Annotated in this window: 19 protein-coding genes; 16 read left to right on the top strand and 3 right to left on the bottom strand. The window is 38.4% G+C overall.

The window, feature by feature from the left end; all coding sequences use genetic code 11:
• The first annotated feature begins 3 nt into the window (after positions 1 to 3).
• From ACVWYG_RS07905 to ACVWYG_RS07885, 5 genes are all read left to right on the top strand, one after another.
• Positions 4 to 852 carry a 4-hydroxy-3-methylbut-2-enyl diphosphate reductase gene (locus ACVWYG_RS07905; RefSeq protein WP_457269638.1) on the top strand — a complete coding sequence of 283 codons (849 nt, stop codon included), beginning with the start codon at positions 4 to 6 and terminating at the stop codon, positions 850 to 852.
• Positions 853 to 870: 18 nt separating this feature from the next.
• Complete coding sequence (locus ACVWYG_RS07900; RefSeq protein WP_457269636.1) at positions 871 to 1,554, top strand: fatty acid desaturase; 684 nt, start codon at positions 871 to 873, stop codon at positions 1,552 to 1,554.
• Positions 1,555 to 1,665: 111 nt separating this feature from the next.
• The gene (locus ACVWYG_RS07895) at positions 1,666 to 4,038 is read left to right on the top strand and encodes a TonB-dependent receptor (protein ID WP_457269635.1); all 2,373 of its coding nucleotides are present in this window, start codon (positions 1,666 to 1,668) and stop codon (positions 4,036 to 4,038) included.
• A 2-nt stretch (positions 4,039 to 4,040) separates the two neighbouring features.
• Positions 4,041 to 5,051 carry a ferrochelatase gene (gene hemH / locus ACVWYG_RS07890; protein WP_457269634.1) on the top strand — a complete coding sequence of 337 codons (1,011 nt, stop codon included), beginning with the start codon at positions 4,041 to 4,043 and terminating at the stop codon, positions 5,049 to 5,051.
• The gene (locus tag ACVWYG_RS07885) at positions 5,051 to 5,563 is read left to right on the top strand and encodes a gluconokinase (protein WP_457269633.1); all 513 of its coding nucleotides are present in this window, start codon (positions 5,051 to 5,053) and stop codon (positions 5,561 to 5,563) included. Before hemH ends, ACVWYG_RS07885 begins: the two co-directional genes overlap by 1 nt.
• Positions 5,564 to 5,576: 13 nt before the next feature.
• Here ACVWYG_RS07885 and ACVWYG_RS07880 read toward each other — a convergent pair whose 3' ends face one another.
• On the bottom strand, positions 5,577 to 6,824 hold the full coding sequence (locus ACVWYG_RS07880; protein WP_457269632.1) for a 3-deoxy-D-manno-octulosonic acid transferase: 1,248 nt from the start codon (positions 6,822 to 6,824) through the stop codon (positions 5,577 to 5,579).
• Positions 6,825 to 6,883: 59 nt separating this feature from the next.
• Between ACVWYG_RS07880 and ACVWYG_RS07875 the strand changes: the two genes are divergently transcribed.
• The 4 genes from ACVWYG_RS07875 to ACVWYG_RS07860 are packed head-to-tail and all read left to right on the top strand — an operon-like array spanning position 6,884 to position 10,816.
• Positions 6,884 to 8,203 (top strand): UDP-glucose dehydrogenase family protein, encoded by a 1,320-nt coding sequence (locus tag ACVWYG_RS07875; protein ID WP_457269631.1) that lies wholly within the window; start codon positions 6,884 to 6,886, stop codon positions 8,201 to 8,203.
• Positions 8,193 to 9,182, top strand: a complete 990-nt coding sequence (locus ACVWYG_RS07870) for a UDP-glucuronic acid decarboxylase family protein (RefSeq protein ID WP_457269630.1) — start codon at positions 8,193 to 8,195, stop codon at positions 9,180 to 9,182. The genes ACVWYG_RS07875 and ACVWYG_RS07870 overlap by 11 nt, the downstream gene beginning before the upstream one ends.
• 1 nt (position 9,183) lies before the next feature.
• Positions 9,184 to 10,206, top strand: a complete 1,023-nt coding sequence (gene galE, locus ACVWYG_RS07865) for a UDP-glucose 4-epimerase GalE (RefSeq protein WP_457269629.1) — start codon at positions 9,184 to 9,186, stop codon at positions 10,204 to 10,206.
• 49 nt (positions 10,207 to 10,255) lie between these two features.
• Complete coding sequence (locus tag ACVWYG_RS07860; protein ID WP_457269628.1) at positions 10,256 to 10,816, top strand: hypothetical protein; 561 nt, start codon at positions 10,256 to 10,258, stop codon at positions 10,814 to 10,816.
• A 385-nt stretch (positions 10,817 to 11,201) separates the two neighbouring features.
• Here the strand turns inward: ACVWYG_RS07860 and ACVWYG_RS07855 are convergent, their stop codons facing one another.
• Entirely contained in the window at positions 11,202 to 12,431 is a 1,230-nt protein-coding gene (locus ACVWYG_RS07855; protein ID WP_457269627.1) for an ABC transporter permease, read from the bottom strand.
• A gap of 191 nt (positions 12,432 to 12,622) precedes the next feature.
• Positions 12,623 to 12,976 carry a HesB/IscA family protein gene (locus ACVWYG_RS07850; protein WP_457269625.1) on the bottom strand — a complete coding sequence of 118 codons (354 nt, stop codon included), beginning with the start codon at positions 12,974 to 12,976 and terminating at the stop codon, positions 12,623 to 12,625.
• A gap of 91 nt (positions 12,977 to 13,067) precedes the next feature.
• On the opposite strand from ACVWYG_RS07850, the gene ACVWYG_RS07845 reads away from it, so the two are divergent.
• From ACVWYG_RS07845 to ACVWYG_RS07815, 7 genes are all read left to right on the top strand, one after another.
• Positions 13,068 to 13,598 carry a DUF7935 family protein gene (locus ACVWYG_RS07845; protein WP_457269624.1) on the top strand — a complete coding sequence of 177 codons (531 nt, stop codon included), beginning with the start codon at positions 13,068 to 13,070 and terminating at the stop codon, positions 13,596 to 13,598.
• A 160-nt stretch (positions 13,599 to 13,758) separates the two neighbouring features.
• Positions 13,759 to 15,306: an acyl-CoA mutase large subunit family protein gene (locus ACVWYG_RS07840; protein WP_457269622.1), complete on the top strand. Its 1,548-nt coding sequence runs from the start codon at positions 13,759 to 13,761 to the stop codon at positions 15,304 to 15,306.
• Positions 15,307 to 15,499: 193 nt separating this feature from the next.
• Positions 15,500 to 16,930 carry a chromosomal replication initiator protein DnaA gene (gene dnaA / locus ACVWYG_RS07835; RefSeq protein WP_457269721.1) on the top strand — a complete coding sequence of 477 codons (1,431 nt, stop codon included), beginning with the start codon at positions 15,500 to 15,502 and terminating at the stop codon, positions 16,928 to 16,930.
• 405 nt (positions 16,931 to 17,335) lie between these two features.
• Positions 17,336 to 18,706: a dipeptidase gene (locus tag ACVWYG_RS07830; RefSeq protein ID WP_457269621.1), complete on the top strand. Its 1,371-nt coding sequence runs from the start codon at positions 17,336 to 17,338 to the stop codon at positions 18,704 to 18,706.
• Positions 18,707 to 18,775: 69 nt separating this feature from the next.
• The gene (locus ACVWYG_RS07825; protein WP_457269619.1) at positions 18,776 to 19,771 is read left to right on the top strand and encodes a glycoside hydrolase family 43 protein; all 996 of its coding nucleotides are present in this window, start codon (positions 18,776 to 18,778) and stop codon (positions 19,769 to 19,771) included.
• A gap of 364 nt (positions 19,772 to 20,135) precedes the next feature.
• Positions 20,136 to 20,360 (top strand): hypothetical protein, encoded by a 225-nt coding sequence (locus ACVWYG_RS07820; protein WP_457269618.1) that lies wholly within the window; start codon positions 20,136 to 20,138, stop codon positions 20,358 to 20,360.
• Positions 20,361 to 20,739: 379 nt separating this feature from the next.
• Positions 20,740 to 24,060, top strand: coding sequence for a VCBS repeat-containing protein (locus ACVWYG_RS07815; protein WP_457269617.1), 3,321 nt, complete (start codon positions 20,740 to 20,742; stop codon positions 24,058 to 24,060).
• Positions 24,061 to 24,066 lie beyond the last annotated feature (6 nt).

The raw sequence follows: 24,066 nt of genomic DNA, 5'->3' as shown, positions 1-24,066 counted from the left end.
TAAATGAATCTTAATATATCAGCAACAATCGATAAATCTTCTGGCTTTTGTTTTGGGGTAGTTTATGCCATAGAAATGGCAGAGGATATTCTAAGTACAGAAGGGCACTTATATTGCCTTGGAGACATTGTACATAACGATGAGGAGGTAGAGCGTCTGACAAAAAGAGGTCTGAAAATCATCGATCACGAGCAGTTGTCAAGTTTACAAAACGAAAAAATTTTAATCCGCGCTCATGGCGAAGCGCCGTCTACCTACGAACTCGCGCTGAAAAATAACCTCACATTAATAGATGCTTCATGTCCGGTAGTTCTAAAACTGCAAAATCGCATTAAAACCTCCCACGAGGAAGACGAACAAATCTTAATTTTCGGAAAACACGGTCACGCGGAAGTGATTGGATTAATGGGCCAAACCGACGGAAAAGCAATCGTTTTTCAAGATTTGGAAGAGTTGGACGACGTGCAATTGCCCAAAAATTTTACGCTGTATAGTCAAACGACAAAAAGCACTGAAAAATTTTATCACATAAAAAACGAACTGATCAATAGGGGTTTTGACGTAAAGGCAAATGATACCATTTGCAGACAGGTTTCCAACCGTTATGCCGAGTTAGAGCAGTTTGTAGGCAATTATGATAAGATTATTTTTGTTTCTGGTAAAAAATCATCAAACGGAAAAGTGCTTTATGATGTTTGTAAAAAATTTAACGCGAATTCTTATTTCGTCTCTAGTATCGCCGAAATAGACAAAGATTGGTTTGATGAAAACGATACAGTAGGGATTTGTGGCGCAACATCTACGCCATTATGGCTGATGGAAAATGTTAAAACTTCCATAGAAGCCTTTTAAATTATAATGTTAAATTATATGGCTGTTGGCAAAACTAAAAGTTCTGAGTTCGGAGTTTTGATGGCATTTTTGGTGATTGCTTGTTGGTTTTTTTTGCTTACTTGTTTATTAAATTGGCAATTTTCTTGGGCAAATCCATTAGCATATGTACTGGTTTTGGTGCAAATGCACTTATTTACTGGTTTGTTTATTACTGCGCACGATGCCATGCATGGCACAATTACAGGAAGCAAAAAACTAAATAATTTTATAGGTAGGTTGTGTGTTTTTCTTTATGCAGGTTTTTTCTACCGCAACTTATATAAAAAGCATCATCTTCATCATAGTGATGTACACACAGAGTTAGATCCTGATTTTTCTCCACACGGATTTTTTAAGTGGTATTTTCATTTTATGTTAAATTATGTTACGGTTATTCAGCTCGTTATAATGGCTGTGGCCTTTAATGTTTTAAAAATTTGGTTTGATCAGCGCAATTTGTTGCTTTTTTGGGTACTTCCTTCGCTAATGAGTACGTTTCAACTATTTTATTTTGGCACCTACTTGCCACATAAGGGCGAGCACAATAACCAATACCAAGCCTCAACATTGCGTAAAAATCATTTTATAGCTTTTATAACTTGTTATTTTTTTGGATATCATTTAGAACATCACCAAAGCCCCAACTTGCCTTGGTGGCAGTTGTACAAAACAAAGGGCTAGCATGATTCATTACTTTTTACCAAAAAATGGCTTAATCTAAAGCAACTGACAATCAATTTAACTTGATATTTGTTTTGGTATAAATAACTCGGGGTCTACCGCTTTTCATTTATGAATAAAAGATTAATTATCGTCTTCTTTTTCCTTGGAACAATTCAGACTGCTTTTGGGCAAAGTGGAGAAATTAAGGGAAAAGTGACTGACGAATATTCCAATCAACCGTTAGTTGGTGCTACGGTAAAAATACAGAATTTAGCAGTTTCTGGTAAAACAGATAGTTTAGGACAATATTTGCTCAAGGATTTGAAGCCGGGCGTTTATAATTTAATCGTTTCTTTTTTGGGCTACAAAAGCAAACCTGTCTTTGATATTTCGGTAACTAATGCTGTGGCAGTAAACTTAGATTTAGCGTTAGAATCGGATAACAATCAGCTTGCGGAAGTTACAATTGAAAAGCAAAGGTTTTTAAAGCCGATAGAAAGTCCGCTAAGCTTACGTACCATCGGCGCGACAGAAATTAAAAGAAACCCAGGTGGCAATAGAGATATTTCAAAAGTTATTCAATCTTTACCGGGTGTTTCTGTGCCCGTTAGTTTTAGGAATGACATCATCATCCGAGGAGGCGCCCCAAACGAAAATAGATTTTATTTAGATGGCGTAGAAATTCCTAACATCAATCATTTTAGTACCCAAGGTTCTTCTGGAGGCCCCGTTGGATTAATCAACGTCGATTTTATTAAAGAAGTAGATTTTTATTCCGGCGCTTTTCCAGCTTCAAGAGGAAACGCAATGAGTTCTGTGTTTGAATTTAAAGAAACGGACGGCAATCCAGATAAATTGGCTGCATCTTTAACATTAGGTTCTAGCGATTTTGCTACCGCGATAAATGGTCCAATAGGCAAAAAAACTACTTTTATAGCATCTTATAGATTGTCCTATCTGCAAGGTTTGTTTAAGCTTTTAGGTTTGCCATTTTTGCCACAATATCAAGATTTTCAGTTTAAGGTAAAGACTCGATTTAATAGCCACAATGAACTTACCGTCTTAGGCTTAGGCGCAATAGATAAATTTACGTTAAATTTTGCTGCCGATCCGACAGAGGCAAATCTTTATAATCTGGCAAACTTGCCAAAGAATGCACAAGACAATTATACCGTCGGCGCAGTTTATAAAAACTATCGGCAGAGAGGATTTTCTACAGTTGTACTTAGTAGAAATTATTTGAATACAAGCGCCGTCAAATATGAAAATAACGACGAGCGTAAACTTCGTACTTTAGATTATTCTTCTCAAGAAGCAGAAAATAAGTTTCGTATAGAAAACTCATCTTTAGAAGGTAGGTATAAAATTAATTTTGGCTTTGGCATAGAAACTGGCCAATATCATGTAAATAATTTGGTATACTATCCCTCGCAAACTTTCAACTATTCCTCCGACCTTAATATTTTAAAATATGGCGCTTTCTTACAGATAAGCGCTCCATATTTCAACGATAAATTAAATCTTTCTGGAGGTTTTAGAATAGATGGCAGCGATTATGCCAGCCAGATGCAGAATCCATTTAAGACTTTCTCACCAAGATTTTCTGCCTCTTATAATTTTACAGAGAAAATTAGCTTCAATTTTAATACTGGCATTTATTACCAGTTACCTGCTTACACTTTACTCGGTTATAGAACTAGTACGGATGCTCCTTTATTAAATAAATCGGTGGATTATATAAAGGCAACGCATTTGGTTGCAGGTTTAGAATACAATACACAAAAAAACACAAAATTTACTGTGGAGGGATTTTATAAAAAGTATGCAAATTATCCCTTGGTAGAAGTATTTCAAGACACAGTTCCTTTGGCAAATCTTGGTGCAGATTTCGGCGTAGTGGGGAATAATCCGGTAGTTGGCGAAACGGAAGGGAGAAGTTATGGGGTAGAGTTTTTCGCCCAACAACGGTTAAATAAAGGTTTTTACGGTATTTTTGCATTAACCTTGTACAGGAGTGAGTTTAAAGATAAAAACGCAAATTATGTACAATCTAGCTGGAACAACAGGTATATCTTAAGCGTAACAGCAGGTAAAATTCTACCAAGAAATTGGGAAATTGGTGCAAAGGTTAGATACTCTGGAGGTACGCCTTACACGCCATATAATATTCCCTACTCTTCTCTTAAAGTAAATTATACAGTTTTTCCTGCCGGAATTCCTGATTATAACAGGCTAAATGCCAACATGCTTAAAAGTTTTTACCAGATTGATGCTAGAGTGGATAAGAAATTTCCCTTTAAAAAATTTAACTTAAACTTATATCTAGACATCCAAAACTTAAGCAACAATAAGTACCAGCTGCAGTCGCCATTGGTGTTAGATCGGGATGCAAACGGGAATGCGCAAGATGCAATCGGAGATCCTTCGCGGTATAGGACAAAGCTGTTGCAAGACGCTAGCGGAAATATTTTACCCTCCATTGGGGTAATTTTTGAAATTTAATTATGAGCAAAAAAGGAATTTTATTGGTAAATCTTGGTACGCCCGACAGTGCAAAAGTGCCCGATGTGAGAAAATATCTCGATCAGTTTTTGATGGATGAACGGGTAATTGACATTCCAAAATTTAATCGTACGCTTCTTGTTAAAGGCATTATAGTGCCCTTTAGAAGTCCAAAGACAGCTAAATTGTATAGGGAAATCTGGGGCGAAAACGGCTCGCCACTTTTATATTATAGCATTAAACAGGCAAATAGTTTGCAAGCCAGGTTGGGCGACGATTATCAAGTGGAACTTGCAATGCGGTATCAAACACCTTCAGTAGGATCGGCATTGCAAAGACTTAAAGACAGTCTTGTAGAAAGCATCCAAGTAATACCAATGTTTCCGCAATATGCTTCGGCGAGCTCAGGTTCTGTAATGCAATTGGTGATGGAAATTGTCTCAAAATGGCAAACGGTTCCTCCAATTTCCTTTGTAAATTCTTTTCACGACAATGAGAAGATGATTAAAATTTTTGCTGAAAACGGTAGAAAACACGGTCTTGAAAATTTTGACCATATTCTTTTTAGTTTTCATGGCTTGCCACAAAGACAGCTCAAAAAATGCGATCATACAGAAAGCTATTGTTTAAAAGTAGAGAATTGTTGTGATAATTTTAACGATACTAATAAGTATTGTTATTCTGCACAATGCCATCATACCGCAAAATTAATTGCAGAAGAGCTTAAACTAGATCAGGCAAATTATACGGTTTGTTACCAATCTAGGTTGGGCAGGGATCCTTGGGTACAGCCGTATACTACAGATACATTGAAGAAACTGGCGGCTGAAGGAAAGAAAAAACTCCTAGTTTTTAGCCCAGCTTTTGTGGCCGACTGTTTGGAAACATTGTATGAAATAACAGTAGAATATCACGAAGAGTTTATAGGTTTGGGAGGCGAAGGTGTTCAACTTGTAGAAAGTTTAAACGACAATTCTTTATTTATAGATGTATTACAGGAAATGGTAGAGTAATGATCGCTGGCAAGCTAGTTATTGTTATGGGCGTTTCAGGGAGCGGTAAAAGCGTAATAGGTGAGGCGCTCGCTAAAAAAATAAACGCTCATTTTATCGATGGTGACGATCTGCATCCGCAAAGTAACATTGATAAGATGGCAGCAGGAATTCCATTAACTGACACAGATCGATACGGGTGGTTAAAATCAATTGCTAAGATTGGTCATAAAGATTCAGAAAAAGGCAACTTTTGTGTCATCGCATGTTCAGCGCTCAAAAGGAAATACCGAGATATGTTGCGAGTGGATAATCCCAACATTTGCTTTGTTTTCTTGTCAGGCGATTATAAGCTCATCTCAAAACGTATTAAAGGCAGAGAAAATCATTTTATGCACTTAAACATGCTAAAAAGTCAGTTTGAAGCGCTCGAAGTTCCTACCAAAGACGAAACTGATGTAATTGCGGTAAATGTAGCCGCTCAGGTATCTAAAATAGTAGGGGAAGTAGCCGCTAAATTATCGAAAGTTTAAGTTTGGTATTTTCCTACTCTACGGAATTTAAGATAGGCATTATGTAGTCTAAAATTATTTTCGTCGCTCCTTTGTTTTCTGCGACGTAGTTCTTCGCTGCGGTTGAGCCCGCGTTATTTTTTTCGAAATAGTTAAATGCTTTAATTAATGCTGCATTTCCTGTAATGCTTTTCGCTGCTCCGATGGAGATTAGGTTTTTAGCTTCTTGAAACTTTTTGTATTTAGGTCCAAATATAACAGGCAATCCAAATGCCGACGCCTCTAGGGTATTGTGTATACCCGCGCCAAATCCCCCGCCGATATACGCAACTTTACCATATTGGTAGATTGAGGAAAGCATTCCTACATTGTCGACAATTAAAACATTAATGCCCGGTTTCGGTCTTGTTAATAATGTAGATTCCGTACTAAGTACTGAAAACCGGATACTCGAAGCAGGGAATAGGTGTTCGATGTTGGTAAGATGTTTTTCGTCAATCTCATGCGGAACGATTATAAACTTCCAATTAGGATATTGTTCAGGCAGAGCCGACAGAATTCCTTCATCTTCAGGCCATGTGCTCCCTGCAATGCAAGTTGGGTGGCCAGTTATAAAATTTTCAACTATTGGAAGGCGTTTTGGAGAAATGGCATTTTGGAAAACCCTATCGAATCTTGTATCGCCTGCAAGCGTAACATTGCAGAGGTTAATGGAGGCTAGTAATGAAACACTTTCTCTATTCTGTACAAAAAAATGCGTTACACATTTTAATATTTCTCGGTTAAAATTTCCGTACCATTTAAAAAAAGGTTGGCTATCTCTAAAAATCGAGGAGATTACAAACAATGGAATATTTTTTTGCTTCAACGCTGAAAAGTAAAAATGCCAAAATTCGTATTTTGTAAAAATTGCGACGCAAGGATTAACGATTTCTATAAATTTTTTGGCATTCAACCAAGAGTCCATTGGTAAATAGAAGACTTTTATGCCCGGATAGTTCTTCCTTATTTCGTATCCTGAAGGAGAGAAAAAGGTAACAACAATCTCTTTGTCGCTGTGTGCAGAGTTTATTTGATCTAGCACTGTTCTTCCCTGTTCAAACTCCCCAAGAGATGCAAAGTGAAACCAAATTCTTCTTTTTCCTGCTGAAAGTGAATGGTTTAAGTCGATAAAAACATTTTTACGCCCTTCTAAGAACAGCTTTGCCTTTGCATTAAAGAAAGAACTTACCCAAACAATAAAAAAATATAATTTAATCGTTATGGAGTATAAAAAAGTCATTCTGTATTTATTATCTTCGCTGCAAAGTAAAATATTTTTCTCTTATAAATTTAGTCCCTATGAAAATAGCCGTAATTGGTACAGGTTATGTTGGTTTGGTAACCGGAACGTGTCTGGCAGAAACAGGCAACAATGTTATTTGCGTTGATATCAATCAGGCAAAAGTTAAGAAAATGCAAGATGGAAAGATTCCAATTTACGAACCTGGCCTAGAGCAGCTTTTTCATAGAAACATAGACCAAGGTCGGTTAACCTTTACGTCTGTATTGGCTGATGCAGTAAAGGATGCACAAATTATTTTTATGGCATTACCAACGCCTCCGGGTGGAGACGGAGCTGCAGACCTTTCTTATATTCTTGGTGCGGCAGAAGATGTGGCCAAAATCATTACAGAATATAAAGTTATCGTAAACAAATCTACAGTTCCTGTAGGTACAGCGGATAAGGTTTCTGCGGTATTTAAGGCGCATACAAATGTAGAAGTAGACGTAGTTTCTAATCCAGAGTTTTTAAGAGAAGGCGTTGCTGTAGACGATTTTATGAAACCTGATAGAGTGGTTTTAGGAACGACTAGTGAACGTGCAATCAAACTTATGGCAGAACTTTATGGCCCCTACGTAAGACAAGGCAATCCAATTTTGTTTATGGATGAGCGTTCTTCCGAGTTGACGAAATATGCCGCAAATTCTTTCTTGGCGACCAAAATTACCTTCATGAATGAAGTTGCTAACCTGTGTGAACTTGTAGGCGCCGATGTAGATGCCGTTAGGCGCGGTATTGGATCTGATGCGCGGATTGGCAAACGTTTCCTCTTTCCGGGAATTGGTTACGGCGGTTCTTGTTTTCCAAAAGATGTACAAGCATTGGTAAAGTCTTCAGATGATTCTAAATATGATTTTCAGGTGTTAAAGTCTGTGATGGCCGTAAATGAAAGACAGAAAACCATTTTGGTTGATAAAGTTTTAAAATATTTTAAAGGAGATGTGAATGGCAAGCACTTTGCACTTTGGGGCCTTTCTTTTAAACCAGAAACAGATGACATAAGGGAAGCGCCAGCGCTTTACATCATCGATGCGTTGTTGGCAAAAGGTGCAACAATTACGGCATTCGATCCAGAGGGAATGGAAAACGTGGAGGCTTTAATAGGAGATAAAATTGCCTATGCACAAAATCAATATGCTGCTTTAGAAAATTGCGACGCTTTATTAATCGCTACAGAATGGTCTGTCTTTAGAAATCCAGATTATGATAAAATGGAAGAGACACTAAAAAATAAGGTTATTTTCGATGGCAGAAATCTCTACGATTTACAAAAAATGATAGATTTAGGATTTTATTACAATAGCATTGGCAGGAAATTAGTTACAAATGAGCAATAAAAGAATTTTAATTACAGGTGCTGCAGGCTTTTTGGGTTCCCATCTGTGCGATCGTTTTATTAAGGAAGGATACCATGTTATTGGCATGGATAACTTAATTACCGGCGATTTAGCCAACATAGAACATTTGTTTAAGTTAGAGCGTTTTGAGTTTTATAACCACGATGTTTCCAAGTTTGTGCATGTTTCGGGAGCACTAGATTATATTTTGCATTTTGCATCTCCTGCTAGTCCAATCGATTACCTAAAAATTCCAATCCAAACACTAAAAGTGGGTTCTCTCGGTACACACAATCTTTTAGGGCTGGCTAAAGCCAAAGGTTCTAGAATGCTGATCGCATCTACTTCAGAAGTTTATGGAGACCCGAATGTTAATCCCCAGCCAGAAGAATATTGGGGTAATGTAAACCCTGTTGGACCGAGGGGCGTTTATGATGAAGCAAAACGTTTTCAAGAAGCAATAACCATGGCTTACCACACATTTCATGGTGTAGAAACGCGTATTGTTCGTATTTTTAATACTTACGGGCCACGTATGCGATTAAACGATGGAAGAGTGTTGCCGGCATTTATAGGGCAAGCTTTGCGGGGCGAAGATTTAACAATTTTTGGGGATGGAAGCCAGACCCGTTCATTCTGCTACGTCGACGATTTAGTTGAAGGTATTTTTCGTTTACTAATGAGCGATTATGCTTCGCCAGTAAATATTGGCAATCCCGATGAGATTACAATAAAGCAGTTTTGTGAAGAAATTATAAAACTTACAGGAACCTCACAAAAAATTGTATATCGAGAATTGCCCCAAGATGATCCAAAGCAACGCCGACCAGACATAACAAAAGCTAGAGCTTTGTTAAACTGGGAGCCAAAAGTTAATAGGGCAGAGGGATTAAAAATTACCTACGCATATTTTAAAGGATTACCTACAGATGCTTTAGAAAAGATTGATCACAAAGATTTTACCACTTTTAATAAATAGTATGTCTAAAATTTTAGTTACTGGCGGTACCGGTTATATAGGCTCTCATTCCGTTGTAGAATTACACAGTGCAGGTTATGATGTTGTCATTGTAGATGATTTGTCGAATTCAAAAATCGAGATTCTTGATCAACTAGAAAAAATTACTGGTAAAAGATTTGACTTTGAAAAATTTGATTTACAAGATCCTAAAGCAGTAGAAGATTTTGCAAAAGCACATGCAGACATCACAGGCATTATTCATTTCGCAGCCTTTAAAGCAGTTGGAGAGTCTGTTGAACAGCCGTTGAAATATTACAAGAATAATTTTTTCAGCCTAATAAATCTGCTGACATCCTTTAACAGTAAAATAAATTTTGTCTTTTCGTCTTCTTGTACAGTTTATGGCCAGCCAGATAGTTTGCCTGTAACAGAATCTGCCCCTGTTAAGCCTGCCGAATCTCCTTATGGAAACACTAAACAGGTAGCAGAAGAGATTCTTTCAGAAACTGCGTCAACTGCTGATGGGTTAAAGGTGATTGCTTTAAGGTATTTTAACCCTGTTGGAGCGCATGAAACCGCGCTCATTGGCGAATTGCCGATCGGTGTTCCTGCCAACTTGGTACCGTTTATTACCCAATCGGCCATTGGCAAAAGAGGTCCAATTACCGTTTACGGCGATGATTATCCAACCGCAGATGGTTCTGCCATCAGAGATTACATCCACGTGGTAGATTTGGCAAAGGCGCACGTTGCTGCTATTAGGCGATTGGAAACGAATACCGATACTGATAATTATGAGGTATTTAACATTGGAACCGGTAAAGGATCTTCGGTGTTAGAAATTATTTCCGCGTTCGAAAACTCTACCGGTGTTAAACTTAACTATACAATCGGAAAAAGAAGAGGTGGCGATATCGTAGAGATTTATGGAGATGTGACAAAGTCTAAAGAGGCTCTTAAATGGCAAACGGAATTAGATTTAAATGAAATGCTGAGTTCTGCTTGGGCTTGGGAAGAATACATTGGTAAAAATCCTTTCTAGCTGAGGTTTTTCTATTTTGACGCTAACCGCGGAATTGCTGAGTTAATTGATGAAGTTATCCGAACATAAAGATTTAAAAGAAGCGATTATGGCTTTGCCTGAAAAGGAAAAAGACAAGCTTTTATTGCGTTTAGTTGCGAAAGATAAAATCTTGACTGAACATCTGCATTTTAGGCTGTTAGAAACCGAAATCGATCTACACGCAAGAAAAGAAGTAATTGCGAAGGAAATTGGAAACGTTGTAGCAAGCATCCAGCATGTCAGTTACCGAGATGCGCTCTATTATTTTAGGCAAATGACCACAATCATAAATCATTTTTTTAAAATTACCAAGGATAGTTATTCGGAGGTTGAACTTAAAGTGTTGCTGTTAAATTCGATGCCAATTTTGTTCAATACCCCTCATTATCGAGGAAAAGATTTCGGTTTTCAATTTGCCGTTTTCTTCGTAAAATCTGCAGATGCGGTGATTAAAAAGGTAGAAAAACTACATGAAGACCTTCAATTTGATCTTACGGATGACGTAAATAGAATGCTTAAGAAAATTTATAAATCCCATCTTACAAAGGGCGCGGAATACATTCTACTGCCCACCGAATTCGGAAGTTAACAAACCTGTAATTTAAGGTAAATGTCACATTAACTAAAAAACAAACAATATCGATTTATGCGGCTTTTAGGCGCTAACGATTGAAACGATATTTATTTTTGCCTTCGCTGCCGAAAAAAGATTTTAAAGAGCGTTAATAAATTGCTCAATTTAATATTGTAAATATTGGAATAATATAGTGTTCATTTATGTAGCAGCAATTTTGTTCGATTTTACAGCAACTCATATAGCAATGACCTCCACTTAAACAAATTATTTTTAACGCAATAGACGTGAATAATAAAACCCAATCAGGTATCATCGAATAAACCTTACAATCTATAGTTTGCAGATTTCAATTTCAGAAATCTTATGCGCCAATCAAATCTTAGGTTAAAATAGAGCTTTACTCATACCTGAGCGCTTCTACCGGATCCAATTTAGACGCTTTTTTTGCTGGATAATAACCAGAGCCAATTCCAACCATTACACAAAGTACAAATCCGCCCATAATAAAGAGCCATGGGATGATGAAGGTTCCTCCCATGCTTAGCGAAATAATATTTCCCAGAACAATGCCGAGAAATATTCCGCATGCGCCTCCCATTAAACAAATAACTACTGCCTCAATTAAAAACTGCCTACGAATTACTTTTGGGTTTGCGCCTATTGCTTTTCTAATTCCAATTTCTCTCGTACGTTCAGTTACAGAAACTAGCATGATGTTCATTAAACCTATAGACGCACCAATTAAGGTTATAATTCCGATGGATACTCCACCAATGGCCACGAATTTCAAGTTCTCAAACAGGGTTTGTGCAATGGCGTCGCTTTTAGAGATTTCGAAGTTGTTGCTGCCAGTAACAGGAACTTTTCTAATGTTTCTAAAGAGCGCAGTAGATTCGCCAATTACTGTTTCCATCATGTCGTTTCCAGGTACCATAACCGTAACGGTGTAAGAAGGATTTGCATTGTCGTTAATCTGTTTCGCTTTTAACAGAGGCACATAAACAGCTCTGTCTCCGCTAAAGCCGATGCTCGATCCCTTCGTTTCGAGTACCCCAATTATCTTTAGTCGGTTGTTGCCCACACTGATTAATTTGTCGAGGGGATCTTCGTGTTCGAACAATCTTTCTACCACTTCATTTCCCACAATACACACATTGCTGCCAAGAGCAATTTCTGATAAACTGAAATTTCTGCCTGCACTTAGATTTAGGCCCTGAGAGGAAAGCCCGTTTTCGTCTATTCCTTGAACATTGATGTTTGGATTGGTCTTTAGACTACCACTTTTTACAGTAGCGCCTCCACTTGCAAAAACACTAACGGCAACCGTCGCAGGCGTTTTTTGTTCTTCTTTAAACTTTAAAGCGTCTTCATAAGTAATTGATCGAAAGGGTTTTGGTCGTTTTCCTTGGCCTATTCTTATACCTGTACCTCTGTTTCTAATCGTGAAAGAATTTGCACCCATGTTGCTAAATGCTTCGGTCATGCTTCTTTTTACCGCATCTAGCGTTGTTAAAATTCCAACCAATGCACTTAAGCCAATGGCAATAATGAGCGCGGTAAGCATTGTTCTCAATCGGTTAGATCTGATGGACTGTATGGCTAACCGAATGTTTTCTCTATAATTCATTTACTTGGAAATAGATTTTGTTTCTGAGGTACTTAAGGATATCTTTAAATTTAATCTATGCAAAATACATTCTTTAACTCATTTTATAAAGCTTTGCGAATGCTTTAGGCAGAAAGTTTTTTACTCCATTCAAAAAAAAATCTCCATGTTATAGACAAGGAGACTGTAAGATATGTTACAAAAAAATTTAATTAGGCAGAAAAACTGGTTCCGCAACCACATGTACTTGTGGCATTTGGGTTTACAAAGGTAAATCCTCTAGCATTAAGGCCATCTTGCCAGTCTATCATCATACCCATTAAATACATTTGATGGGATTTATTCATAAAAACTTTAATTCCTTCTATAAGAAACTCTTGGTCACCATCTTTTCGCTGGTCAAATCCCAGTATGTAATTCATACCTGCACAACCTCCGCCTTCAACGCCAACACGTAAGCCATGATTTTCTGCAATCTCCTGCTGATCTTTCAACTTGTTCAATTCTTTTACAGCGCCCTCAGAAAATGTTACGGGTGCGAATGTACTGTCTACGGCTATGCTCATGGTATTTGTTCTAAACTCATACAAATATAAATAATAATGCACATTTTTGCCGATTGCGTTCGTTAAATTACCGTAATAAAATATCAAAGCTATGTTTATCCCGTCTTTTTTAATAGAAATGGTCACCTTATTTTTAGGGATATTTCTGGCCTTGTTGGCTATTTATGGCATTGTTAGAAAAGATATTACGCGCCTTCTATCTTTAAGAAATTTGGAACTGCAACGGGAAACCCGCGCCCACTTATTGCCCTTGCGTTTACAAGCACATGAACGATTAATTCTTTTCATCGACCGTATAAATCCGTCAAATATGTTGTTGCGGCTTCATCATTCTGGCATTGGCATAAGCGAGTTACAAGCAGCAGTATTGACCGAGGTAAGGTCTGAATACCAGCACAACATAACCCAACAATTGTATGTGGGCACAAGCACTTGGCAAGTGGTAAGAAAACTTAAAGACGATACCATTGCAATGTTAAATAATGGGGCACAAGGTTTAGGTAACGAAGCAACAGGTATGGATTTAGCTAAAGCGATATTGGAACATATGGCAGAAATAGAAGAAAATCCATACGATTTGACAATAAACCTCATTAAACAAGACATCCACCAATTGTTTTAGCTAAAATGCGAGCTATTGTTTGTCGGCGCCAATTATATTGTTACTCGGTGAAACAAATACTTGTTCTAAGGAATTCTTGAAAACTGGAAAAAGAAGCGTTATCTTACAAAATTGATTAATAGTTAGTTTCTATACCCTTTATAAATTCAAATTTACCTCAATGAGCAACTCTTCGCACAAAACTTCTTCGGGTATAGAAATCAAAGCGCTTTATACCTCTGCAAATCCAATGAACGAGTTGCCGGGTGAATTTCCATTTACCAGAGGTGTTCAAAAAGACATGTACCGAGGTAGACTATGGACTATGAGGCAATATGCCGGGTTTTCTACCGCAGCGGAATCTAACAAACGTTACCATTATTTGTTGGATCAAGGAACAAATGGTTTGTCTGTCGCGTTTGATTTACCTACACAGATCGGTTATGATAGCGACCATGAAATGTCTGCCGGAGAGGTTGGTAAAGTTGGCGTGGCGATAGATTCCTTGGAAGACATAGAGGTTCTTTTTGGAGGGATTGCTTTGCAAGACATTACGACATCGATGACCATCAATGCAACGGCTTCTATTTTGCTTGCTATGTACATTGCACTCGCAAAAAAACAAGGAGCAAACTTACTGCAATTATCTGGCACCATACAAAACGATATTTTAAAAGAGTACGCAGCAAGAGGAACTTACATCTATCCTCCAAAACCCTCCATGCGCATCATTACCGATATTTTTGAATTTTGTAGCAAGGAGGTTCCTAAATGGAATACCATTTCTATATCTGGCTACCACATCAGAGAGGCGGGTTCTACCGCGGTGCAGGAGCTGGCCTTTACCTTGGCAAATGGCAAGGCCTATTTGAAAGCAGCTATTGGCAAAGGGTTGGATATCGACGTTTTCGCAAAGCGACTGTCGTTTTTTTTCAATTGCCACAATAATTTTTTCGAAGAGATTGCAAAATTCCGGGCTGCGAGGAGAATGTGGGCAAAGATAACAAAGGAGTTAGGTGCTACTGATGCTAAAGCGCAGATGTTGCGTTTCCACACGCAAACTGGCGGTTCAACCCTAACCGCTCAGCAACCGCAGAACAATATTGTAAGAGTTACCGCGCAATCTATGGCTGCAGTGCTCGGCGGCACACAGTCGTTGCATACAAATGGTTATGATGAGGCATTGTCATTGCCTACAGAACAAGCGGCTAAAATTGCCCTCCGCACTCAACAAATAATAGCATTTGAAAGTGGCATTACGGAAACCGTGGATCCTTTGGCGGGTTCTTTTTTTGTTGAAAGTTTAACAGACGAGGTTGAAAAGGCAGCTTGGCTGTATATTGATAAAATTGATGCGATGGGTGGTTCTGTAGTTGCGATAGAAAGCGAGTACATGCAACAGGAAATTGCGGCTTCTGCTTACGCTTATCAAATTGAGATTGAAAACGGAGAACGGGTTTTGGTGGGGGTAAACAAGTTCACACAGAGTGAGGCTGAGGTTTCGGAAGTGTTTAATGTTGGCGACGAAATACGAAAGGTTCAAATTGAGAAGATAACGCAACTAAAGGCAAAACGAGACAACATAAAGGTTTCTATTGCGTTAAAAAATATAGCTGCGGCAGCAAACAATGGCCAAAATTTGATGCCAGTTATAATAGATGCTGTAGAGCATTATGCGACACTAGGAGAGATTGCAGACGTCCTTCGAAATTCGTTTGGCGAGTATTGATAAATGTTAAAAATAAGTTATCCACACAATAAATTAAGGTTAACTAGGGTACGATGCTGCATGCTAGTGCGTTACAATTTATTTCAAATTTTTGTTTAAAATGTTGATAATTTTGCCAATCTTCGAAGAGCGGAACAGCAGCACTATTTTAAGTGTTATGGGCACTGTAAACCAATAAAGTATGAATTTGAGCATGGAAAAAACAAGTAACGAAGTATGGAAAAACTGTCTTCAAATCATTAAGGACAATATCCCAACCCAAAGTTTCAAGACTTGGTTTGAGCCGGTAAAAGCCCTTAAATTAGAAGGCAATATTTTAACTATACAAGTTCCTAGTTTGTTCTTTTATGAATGGTTGGAGGAACACTATGTTGGCCTATTGAGAAAAACTGTTAAAAAACAACTTGGAGAAGCTGGTCGGTTAGAATATAATATTGTAGTGGATAAATCATCAAACAGTGGCAGTCCATACACGACCAATATGCCGTCGAATGGCAACGGTGCAGAATCAAAAATGCAATCCATGCCCATTCCTGTTTCTATCAATAAAGACATTAGAAATCCGTTTATTATCCCTGGTCTGAAGAAATTAAATGTTGATCCTCAATTAAATGGAAATTATACTTTCGATAATTATATTGAAGGTGATTGCAACCGTTTAGCGAGATCTGCAGGCTATGCCGTTGCAGCCAAACCCGGAGGCACTTCTTTCAATCCATTAATGATTTATGGCGGTGTGGGTCTGGGTAAAACGCATTTGGTTCAAGCCATCGGAAATGAGGTAAAACGCAACATGCCGGATAAGTTGATTATTTATGTGAGTTGTGAAAAATTTTGCCAACAATTTGTAGATTCCCTCAAAAATAACACCATCAACGATTTTGTTAATTTTTATCAGGCAATGGATATCATTATTATGGATGATGTGCATAACTTTGCCGGTAAGGAAAAAACTCAAGACATATTTTTTCATATTTTCAACCATTTGCACCAGTCTGGTAAGCAGGTAATTTTAACTTCAGATAAACCACCAAAAGATTTAGTTGGATTGGAAGAGCGCTTGTTAAGTAGATTTAAATGGGGTCTTTCAGCAGATCTGCAAGTACCAGATTTAGAAACACGTGTAGCTATACTAAGAAAAAAGATGTATGCCGATGGCATAGAATTGCCGGAAGAGGTGGTAGAATACGTGGCACATAACATCGATAATAACGTACGTGAGCTAGAAGGAGCGATGGTTTCTTTATTGGCACAGGCAACGCTTAACAAAAAGGAGATAGATTTGGCATTGGCAAAGCAAATGTTGAAAAATTTCATTAAAAATACCACAAAGGAAATTTCGATGGAATACATTCAAAAACTCGTTTGTGAGTATTTTGAAGTTTCTGTAGACATGGTTAAATCTCCTACCCGCAAACGCGAAATCGTGCAGGCTAGACAAATTTCTATGTACCTTTCTAAAAGCCATACCAAATCATCTCTGAAAACTATCGGCGCATTTTTTGGTGGAAGAGACCACAGTACCGTTATCTATGCCTGCCAAACGGTTGAGGACTTAATTGATACCGACAAGAAGTTTAAAACTTATGTAAACGACATTCAGAAAAAGCTGAAAATGAGCTAGTTTTTCAACTTACATAAAATCGGAAGCATTGATTTTAAGTCGATGCTTTTTTTTGTGAAAATTTGCGGAAATTGAGAATGACTATTAAAAATGTCACAGTTTTTTTTCCAATTGCTAGCCTGCTCGAGGAAAGAAATAGAGAACATTTTTCTAATTCTAGAATGATGGGTGCAAGGCATTCGGTTTTTGCTAACAATCACATGTAGGATTGCAGCAAGTCAGCATCGTTTTTTAGCGTGCAATAGCGACGCCGATCAAAACCCGAATGTTTGAGGACTTCAGCCGAAAAGCAACGTTAAATTACTTAAACGATTGATGGGTCTCAAATCTCCCATCTTATGTCCCTTGTCCAAATACTAACTACTAATATCTAAATACTATCTTTGTTCAAATTGATTTATTGATATGCAAGAAATTAAAAAATACGTTGAAACGCATAAAGATCGTTTCTTAGAAGAATTGTTTGAATTGTTACGTTTTCCATCGGTTAGTGCCGATCCTAAATATAAAGCCGACGTCCTTAAAACTGCAGACTTTGTTGCCCAAAAGCTTAAAGACGCGGGTGCAGATGCAGTAGAGATTTGCCATACGGCGGGCTATCCAATTGTGTATGGAGAAAAAATGTTTGACGAAAAACTACCTACAATTCTAGTGTACGGTCATTATGATGTACAACCGGCAGACCCGTTGGAGCTTTGGGATACGCCACCTTTTGAACCGACCTTACGTGATGGAAAAATCTACGCCCGTGGGGCTTGTGATGATAAGGGACAAATGTACATGCACATAAAAGCCTTTGAGCTGATGATGCAAACAAGCACTTTGGCATGTAACATAAAGTTTATGATTGAGGGAGAGGAAGAGGTTGGCTCTAACAACTTGGGCATCTTTGTAAAAGCAAATAAGGAGAAATTGAAAGCAGATGTGGTATTGATTTCTGATACTTCGATGATTAGCATGGAGCATCCCTCGATAGAAACTGGTCTCCGCGGATTGGCTTATATGGAAGTTGAAGTGGTTGGTCCGAATAGAGATTTGCACTCTGGTGTTTATGGCGGTGCGGTTGCAAATCCTGCTACGATTCTATGCAAAATGATTGCCTCTCTGCACGATGAAAATAACCACGTTAACATTCCAGGTTTTTATGACAAAGTCGTTGAATTAAGTGATGCTGAGAAAAAAGCGCTAAATTCAGCTCCTCATGATAAAGAAGATTACAAAAAAGATTTAGGAATTGAAGAAGTTTGGGGCGAAAAAGGCTATTCTACTTTAGAACGAACCGGAACTCGACCAACTTTAGAAGTTAATGGAATATGGAGTGGATACATTGGCGAAGGCGCAAAAACAGTATTACCAAGCAAAGCGAATGCTAAAATAAGCATGCGTTTAGTTCCAAAACAAAGTTCTGAAGAAATAGCTGAATTATTTACCAAACATTTCGAAAGCATTGCTCCGAAAAATGTAAAGGTTAAGGTTACCGCTCATCATGGCGGAGAACCCGCAGTGACGCCAACGGATGGCATCGCATATCAAGCAGCAGAAAAAGCGATACAAGAGAGTTTCGGGAAGAAAGCAATTCCGACTCGTGGGGGTGGAAGTATTCCTATCGTTTCTCTTTTTGAAAAAGTATTAGGTTTAAAAACGGTTCTTTTTGGTTTTGGATTAGACAGCGATGCCTTACACTCTCCAAATGAAAAGTACAACGTCTACAACTATTACAAAGGCATAGAAACCTTGCCATTGTTTCATAAATATTTCGCAGAATTGAGCAAATAGCAATCTTCATTTTAATAAAACCTAAAAGCTCTCCGTAGATTTATGGAGATCTTTTTTTAATTTTAAAGCATGAAATTATCCTTTACCATTTTAATTGTGGCAGTGTTGTTTTCTGCTTGTAGTATGAAGAAAACGATCACAAAAGAAGCTTCCTCTAAAAAAATGTCTGGCAACCCGATTTTTCCGGGTTGGTACGCTGATCCAGAGGCGGCAATATTCGGTAATCAATACTGGGTTTACCCAACTTATTCAGACAAGTATGAAAACCAGGTTTTTTTAGATGCTTTCTCATCAAAAGATCTTGTTAAATGGACAAAACACCCACATGTGGTAGACACGGCTGCTGTAAAGTGGGCAAAGAAAGCCATGTGGGCACCTGCGATAGTAGAAAAAAACAATAAATACTACCTGTTTTTTGGTGCAAACGATGTGCAAAAAGATTCTGAAATTGGAGGCATTGGAGTCGCAGTTTCAAACAAACCTGGCGGTCCGTTTAAAGACTTGCTAGGTAAACCACTCGTTAACAATAATATAAATGGCGCACAGCCCATAGATCAGTTTGTTTTTAAAGACAAAGACGGTCAATATTATTTAATTTATGGCGGTTGGGGCCATTGCAACATTGCAAAGCTTAAAGATGATTTCACCGGGTTTATACCTTTTGATGATGGGGTTACGTTTAAGGATATTACACCAGACAAATACACCGAAGGTCCTTACATGTTTATGCGGAACGGTAAATATTATTTTATGTGGAGTGAGGGCGGTTGGACTGGTCCAGATTACTCTGTTGCCTACGCCATCGGAGATTCTCCTTTCGGTCCATTTAAACGGATTGGTAAAATTTTACAGCAAGATCCTTCAATTGCTAGAGGCGCCGGTCATCATTCAGTAGTCCATAACGAGAAAAGCGACAAATATTATATTATTTATCACCGCAGGCCTCTAACGGAAACCAACGGAAATCACAGGGAAACTTGTATTGACGAAATGAAATTTGATGCAGCCGGAATGATTTTGCCTGTAAAAATTACAAACGAAGGCGTGGCTGCAGATAAGTTGTAAATCGAACTCAGTTCAAACAGAGATCTAAATAACATGAAATGAATTTTGCAAATGCTGATGTGCACAGTTTTTATAAACTCATCGTTTAGGCAGACGAAACAAGGATCTAAAGAAAATTGTCTTGATTTTTGAATCAAATTATAAGTCATATAATTTTGAGGAATTTTTTTCAGAGTTTTTCAGCAGAAATGCAAATACCATTCTCCCTGTAAAGTCGAAGGAGTTTTTGTAAAAGCTAAAAAAACCGAGCAAGAATTACACCAGCATTATTATTTAGGCGTGGCGGCAGGTGTTGGCATTGGATAATTATTAGCTCCAAACGCTGGCGAAAATATGAGGAACGAAATTTCTGACTAAATTCATCATGCGTTTGATAAATCAAAAAGAGAGGGTCAAACTGCTGGGGTATTTTGAAAGTTATGGCAGTAGAGTTGCCGAATGGGTCAAATCAAAATATGGCAATGCGGTTGAAAATCTGTATAATTACCGCGATGGAGTTAGCGTTGATATCGAATCTAAGCTAATGACTTTGTCGGGTCAGACAACATCACGTTCAGCACGCCAAATCAAAAGTAAAAAAATAGGCTAAGCAGATAAAGGATTCTATCCAGAACGCGTAACTGCCTTATTGCTCAATACAAAATCAATTAATAGAACAATTAAAACAGGGAGACTGTCTCAAAAGGGCAGTCTTTTTTGTTTAACAGTTTTGCGGCACAATTTTTAAAAATTCAACGAAGCAATCAATTTTCTAGGTTTCAATCAATAATGATGTAGATTATCTTAATTTATTAGAAATTGAAAAATTAAAAGTCATATATTTAGCACATTGTCATTAATTTGTTACGCATTAACTATGCGACACAAGTTATGTGCCTAACAAACAACTAACCTTTATCAAATATAAACAGGGTAAATAGAGGGGACAGTTTTCGCTTTCCCTAGATACTTACCGTTAAACTGCCTGTATGTCAAAACTTTACATAACAATTTTTTGCGTTATTATTTTAGCCGCTTGTGGACGTTCTGGGAAAGACAATTCAAAGATCGCGACAGAGAAAACACTCTTTACATTACTTGATTCTTTAAAAACAGGTGTTATTTTTAATAATCGGATCAATGAAGACTTTAGCAAAAATATTTTAAACTACCCAGCTTTTTATAATGGCGGTGGGGTGGCCGTAGGGGATATTAACGGTGATGGCTTAGACGATATTTATTTTTCGGGCAATATGACTTCGAATAAATTGTATCTCAATCAAGGCAATATGAAATTTAATGACATTACCGAACAGGCCGGTGTACGTGGACGCGAAGACGGATGGAAGAACGGCGTAAATATGGTTGACGTTAATGGTGATGGTAAATTAGATATTTACCAATGCTATTCAGGCAAAGGCGACGGCGATAGCCGTAAGAATCAGCTTTTTATCAATCAGGGTTTGGATTCCCAGGGCATACCGATATTCAAGGACGAAGCAGAATCTTACGGCCTCGCCGATTCATCATATAGTACCCAATCCTATTTTTTCGATTACGATCGTGACGGTGACTTGGATCTTTTTTTGGTAAATGAGAATCCCAGGGCATTGCACGATTTGGATGATGCCGTTATTCAGGAACTAAAAAAGAAATCAGATCCCGAGGTGTCCTCAAAACTATTTAGAAATGACAATGGGCATTTTAAAGATGTAACGAAAGAAGCCGGACTTGACAGGTCGACCCTATCTTATGGCTTGAGTGCCGCAATTGCAGATGTCAATGGAGACGGATTACAGGATATATATGTTTCCAACGACTATTCTATCCCAGATATGATGTATATCAACAACGGCAACGGCACATTTACTGATAAAATACGGAGCACACTTGATCACATCACGTTGTTTTCGATGGGTAACAGCATAACAGATGTGAACAATGACGGCCTTCCGGATATTTTCACCCTGGATATGCTTCCTGAAGATAATAGAAGGCAAAAATTACTAGCAAGCCTAGATAATTATGAGTCCTTTAACGTTAACCTGCGTAATGGGTTTTATTACCAATATATGCGCAATATGCTACATATAAATAATGGCGACGGCACATTTAGTGAAATAGGGCAGTTGGCTGGTATTTCAAATACCGATTGGAGCTGGGCGCCACTATTTGCCGATTATGATAACGACGGATGGAAAGACCTGTATGTTACAAATGGCTATATGCGCGATTTTACCAATATGGACGTGATTAAGTTCAATGCAAATTATTTTGCGAGCATCAATGGAAACATAGAACCCGCACACGTATTAGCCATGCTAAAAAACATGCCTTCGTCTGATGTTAAAAACTACATATTTAAAAATAACGGTGGGAATACCTTTACCAATAAAGGCGTTGCCTGGGGTGTTAACATTCCATCAAACAGTAACGGTGCGGTTTATACTGACTTGGACAACGATGGAAATTTGGATTTGGTGGTGAACAACATCAATCGCTCGGCTTTCATTTACAAGAACATGGGCAATCCTGCTAAACATTACCTAAGCGTAAAGTTAGTTGGAGCTGGAAAAAATACGGGTGGTATAGGAGCCTTAGTGACTGTGTTTAATAAAGGCATGAAGCAAGTAGTTGAGGCAACGCCCTCACGGGGATACTTGTCGTCAGTATCTCCAGTACTGCATTTTGGTTTAGGCGGTCATAAAAATATTGACTCGGTGCGGGTCGTTTGGGTTGGCGGCAAGCAGCAGATTATAAAAAACCTACCCGCTGATCAGCTGATCACATTAAAGCAAAGCGAAGCTGTAAACACCTATCATAAACCTGCGGCGGTAAAGCCCTTGTTTAAAGAAATATCATCGCAGTTAGCATCCACACAGGTGCCTAATGAAATCAACGATTTTAAGCGCCAGCCACTGTTGGTTAACGCACTATCATTTGTGGGTCCATGCATGGCCAAAGGCGATGTAAATGGCGATGGGTTGGAAGACGTATTTGTTGGTGGCGACGGCATTGAGGCCGGCGCATTGTTTATCCAGCAGCGGGGAGGCAAGTTTATTAAAAACCAGCAACCTTTTATGGCCGATAAAAAAAGCCAGGATGCCGACGCGGTATTTTTCGATGCCAATGGTGACGGACATACCGATTTATACGTTGTAAGCGGCGGTTACGCTAATTTTAAAGATGCAGATCCATTATTTCAAGATAGGCTATACCTAAACGATGGTAAAGGCAATTTGATAAAAGCTAACGGAGCATTGCCTGCAATGTTGATAAGCAAAAGTTGCGCACGCGTAGGCGACTTTAACGGCGATGGTTCACCCGATTTGTTTGTGGGTGGCCGAAATGCAGGTTCTAGATATCCGGAGGCGCCGAAAAGTTTTATTCTCATAAACGATGGAAAGGGTCATTTTACTGATCAGATCAAAAAAATTGCCCCGCAATTAGAATATATAGGGATGGTTACGGATGCTGCGGCAATTGATATGAATGGCGATAGAAAACACGATTTGGTGGTAGTCGGCGATTGGCTACCCGTTAGTGTTTTCATAAATCACCGCGGTACGCTAAAAAATGAAACAGACCAATATTTTGATAAGCAATACACCGGTTGGTGGAACAGTTTAAAGGTGGATGATTTTAACGGAGACGGTAAACCCGACCTGATAGTAGGCAACCTTGGGCTTAACAGTCAATGCAAAGTGAGCGATACTCAACCAGCCGAACTTTACTACAAGGATTTTGATGATAACGGCTCAATAGACCCTATACTTTGTTTTTATGTTATGGGCAAAAGCTACCCCTACCTTACGAGGGACGAGTTATTAGATCAGCTGAGTGTTATGCGTGGCCGTTTCTATGATTATAAAAGCTATGCCGATGCCGGCATTAATGAGGTGTTTACCAATGAGGAAAGAAATGGGGCCAAGTTATTAAAAACTAATTATTTAGCAACGGCATACTTTGAAAGTACTGTGAACGGAAAATTTAAAGAGAAAGCATTGCCTTTACAGGCCCAATATTCCCCTGTTTATACCATCACGTCTTTTGATTATGACGGTGATGGGTATAAAGACCTGTTGCTCTGCGGCAATATTTATCAATCGCGTATTCGCTTCGGACGGTACGATGCCAATCATGGCATATTGCTTACAGGAGACGGAAAAGGCGGGTTTAAATACGTGCCAGCGCAACAAAGCGGCATAAAATTAAAAGGGGATGTCAGAAGTGCTTTGACTGTCAACAACACTTTGTTTATAGGCATTAATCAGCAAAAAATAAGGGCTTTCGAGTTCAATAAAAAGTAAACCACA

The organism is Pedobacter sp. UYEF25, from assembly GCF_054061655.1.
The sequence above is the reverse complement of the archived record's forward strand: the minus strand, read 5'-3'. Positions and strand labels throughout refer to the sequence as shown.

Excerpts from the sequence above, each read along its gene's own strand:
- ACVWYG_RS07905 (WP_457269638.1), top strand. The coding sequence starts at position 4 with ATGAATCTTAATATATCAGCAACAATCGATAAATCTTCTGGCTTTTGT.
- ACVWYG_RS07900 (WP_457269636.1), top strand. The coding sequence starts at position 871 with ATGGCTGTTGGCAAAACTAAAAGTTCTGAGTTCGGAGTTTTGATGGCA.
- ACVWYG_RS07895 (WP_457269635.1), top strand. The coding sequence starts at position 1,666 with ATGAATAAAAGATTAATTATCGTCTTCTTTTTCCTTGGAACAATTCAG.
- hemH (WP_457269634.1), top strand. The coding sequence starts at position 4,041 with ATGAGCAAAAAAGGAATTTTATTGGTAAATCTTGGTACGCCCGACAGT.
- ACVWYG_RS07885 (WP_457269633.1), top strand. The coding sequence starts at position 5,051 with ATGATCGCTGGCAAGCTAGTTATTGTTATGGGCGTTTCAGGGAGCGGT.
- ACVWYG_RS07880 (WP_457269632.1), bottom strand. The coding sequence starts at position 6,824 with ATGACTTTTTTATACTCCATAACGATTAAATTATATTTTTTTATTGTT.
- ACVWYG_RS07875 (WP_457269631.1), top strand. The coding sequence starts at position 6,884 with ATGAAAATAGCCGTAATTGGTACAGGTTATGTTGGTTTGGTAACCGGA.
- ACVWYG_RS07870 (WP_457269630.1), top strand. The coding sequence starts at position 8,193 with ATGAGCAATAAAAGAATTTTAATTACAGGTGCTGCAGGCTTTTTGGGT.
- galE (WP_457269629.1), top strand. The coding sequence starts at position 9,184 with ATGTCTAAAATTTTAGTTACTGGCGGTACCGGTTATATAGGCTCTCAT.
- ACVWYG_RS07860 (WP_457269628.1), top strand. The coding sequence starts at position 10,256 with ATGAAGTTATCCGAACATAAAGATTTAAAAGAAGCGATTATGGCTTTG.
- ACVWYG_RS07855 (WP_457269627.1), bottom strand. The coding sequence starts at position 12,431 with ATGAATTATAGAGAAAACATTCGGTTAGCCATACAGTCCATCAGATCT.
- ACVWYG_RS07850 (WP_457269625.1), bottom strand. The coding sequence starts at position 12,976 with ATGAGCATAGCCGTAGACAGTACATTCGCACCCGTAACATTTTCTGAG.
- ACVWYG_RS07845 (WP_457269624.1), top strand. The coding sequence starts at position 13,068 with ATGTTTATCCCGTCTTTTTTAATAGAAATGGTCACCTTATTTTTAGGG.
- ACVWYG_RS07840 (WP_457269622.1), top strand. The coding sequence starts at position 13,759 with ATGAGCAACTCTTCGCACAAAACTTCTTCGGGTATAGAAATCAAAGCG.
- dnaA (WP_457269721.1), top strand. The coding sequence starts at position 15,500 with ATGGAAAAAACAAGTAACGAAGTATGGAAAAACTGTCTTCAAATCATT.
- ACVWYG_RS07830 (WP_457269621.1), top strand. The coding sequence starts at position 17,336 with ATGCAAGAAATTAAAAAATACGTTGAAACGCATAAAGATCGTTTCTTA.
- ACVWYG_RS07825 (WP_457269619.1), top strand. The coding sequence starts at position 18,776 with ATGAAATTATCCTTTACCATTTTAATTGTGGCAGTGTTGTTTTCTGCT.
- ACVWYG_RS07820 (WP_457269618.1), top strand. The coding sequence starts at position 20,136 with ATGCGTTTGATAAATCAAAAAGAGAGGGTCAAACTGCTGGGGTATTTT.
- ACVWYG_RS07815 (WP_457269617.1), top strand. The coding sequence starts at position 20,740 with ATGTCAAAACTTTACATAACAATTTTTTGCGTTATTATTTTAGCCGCT.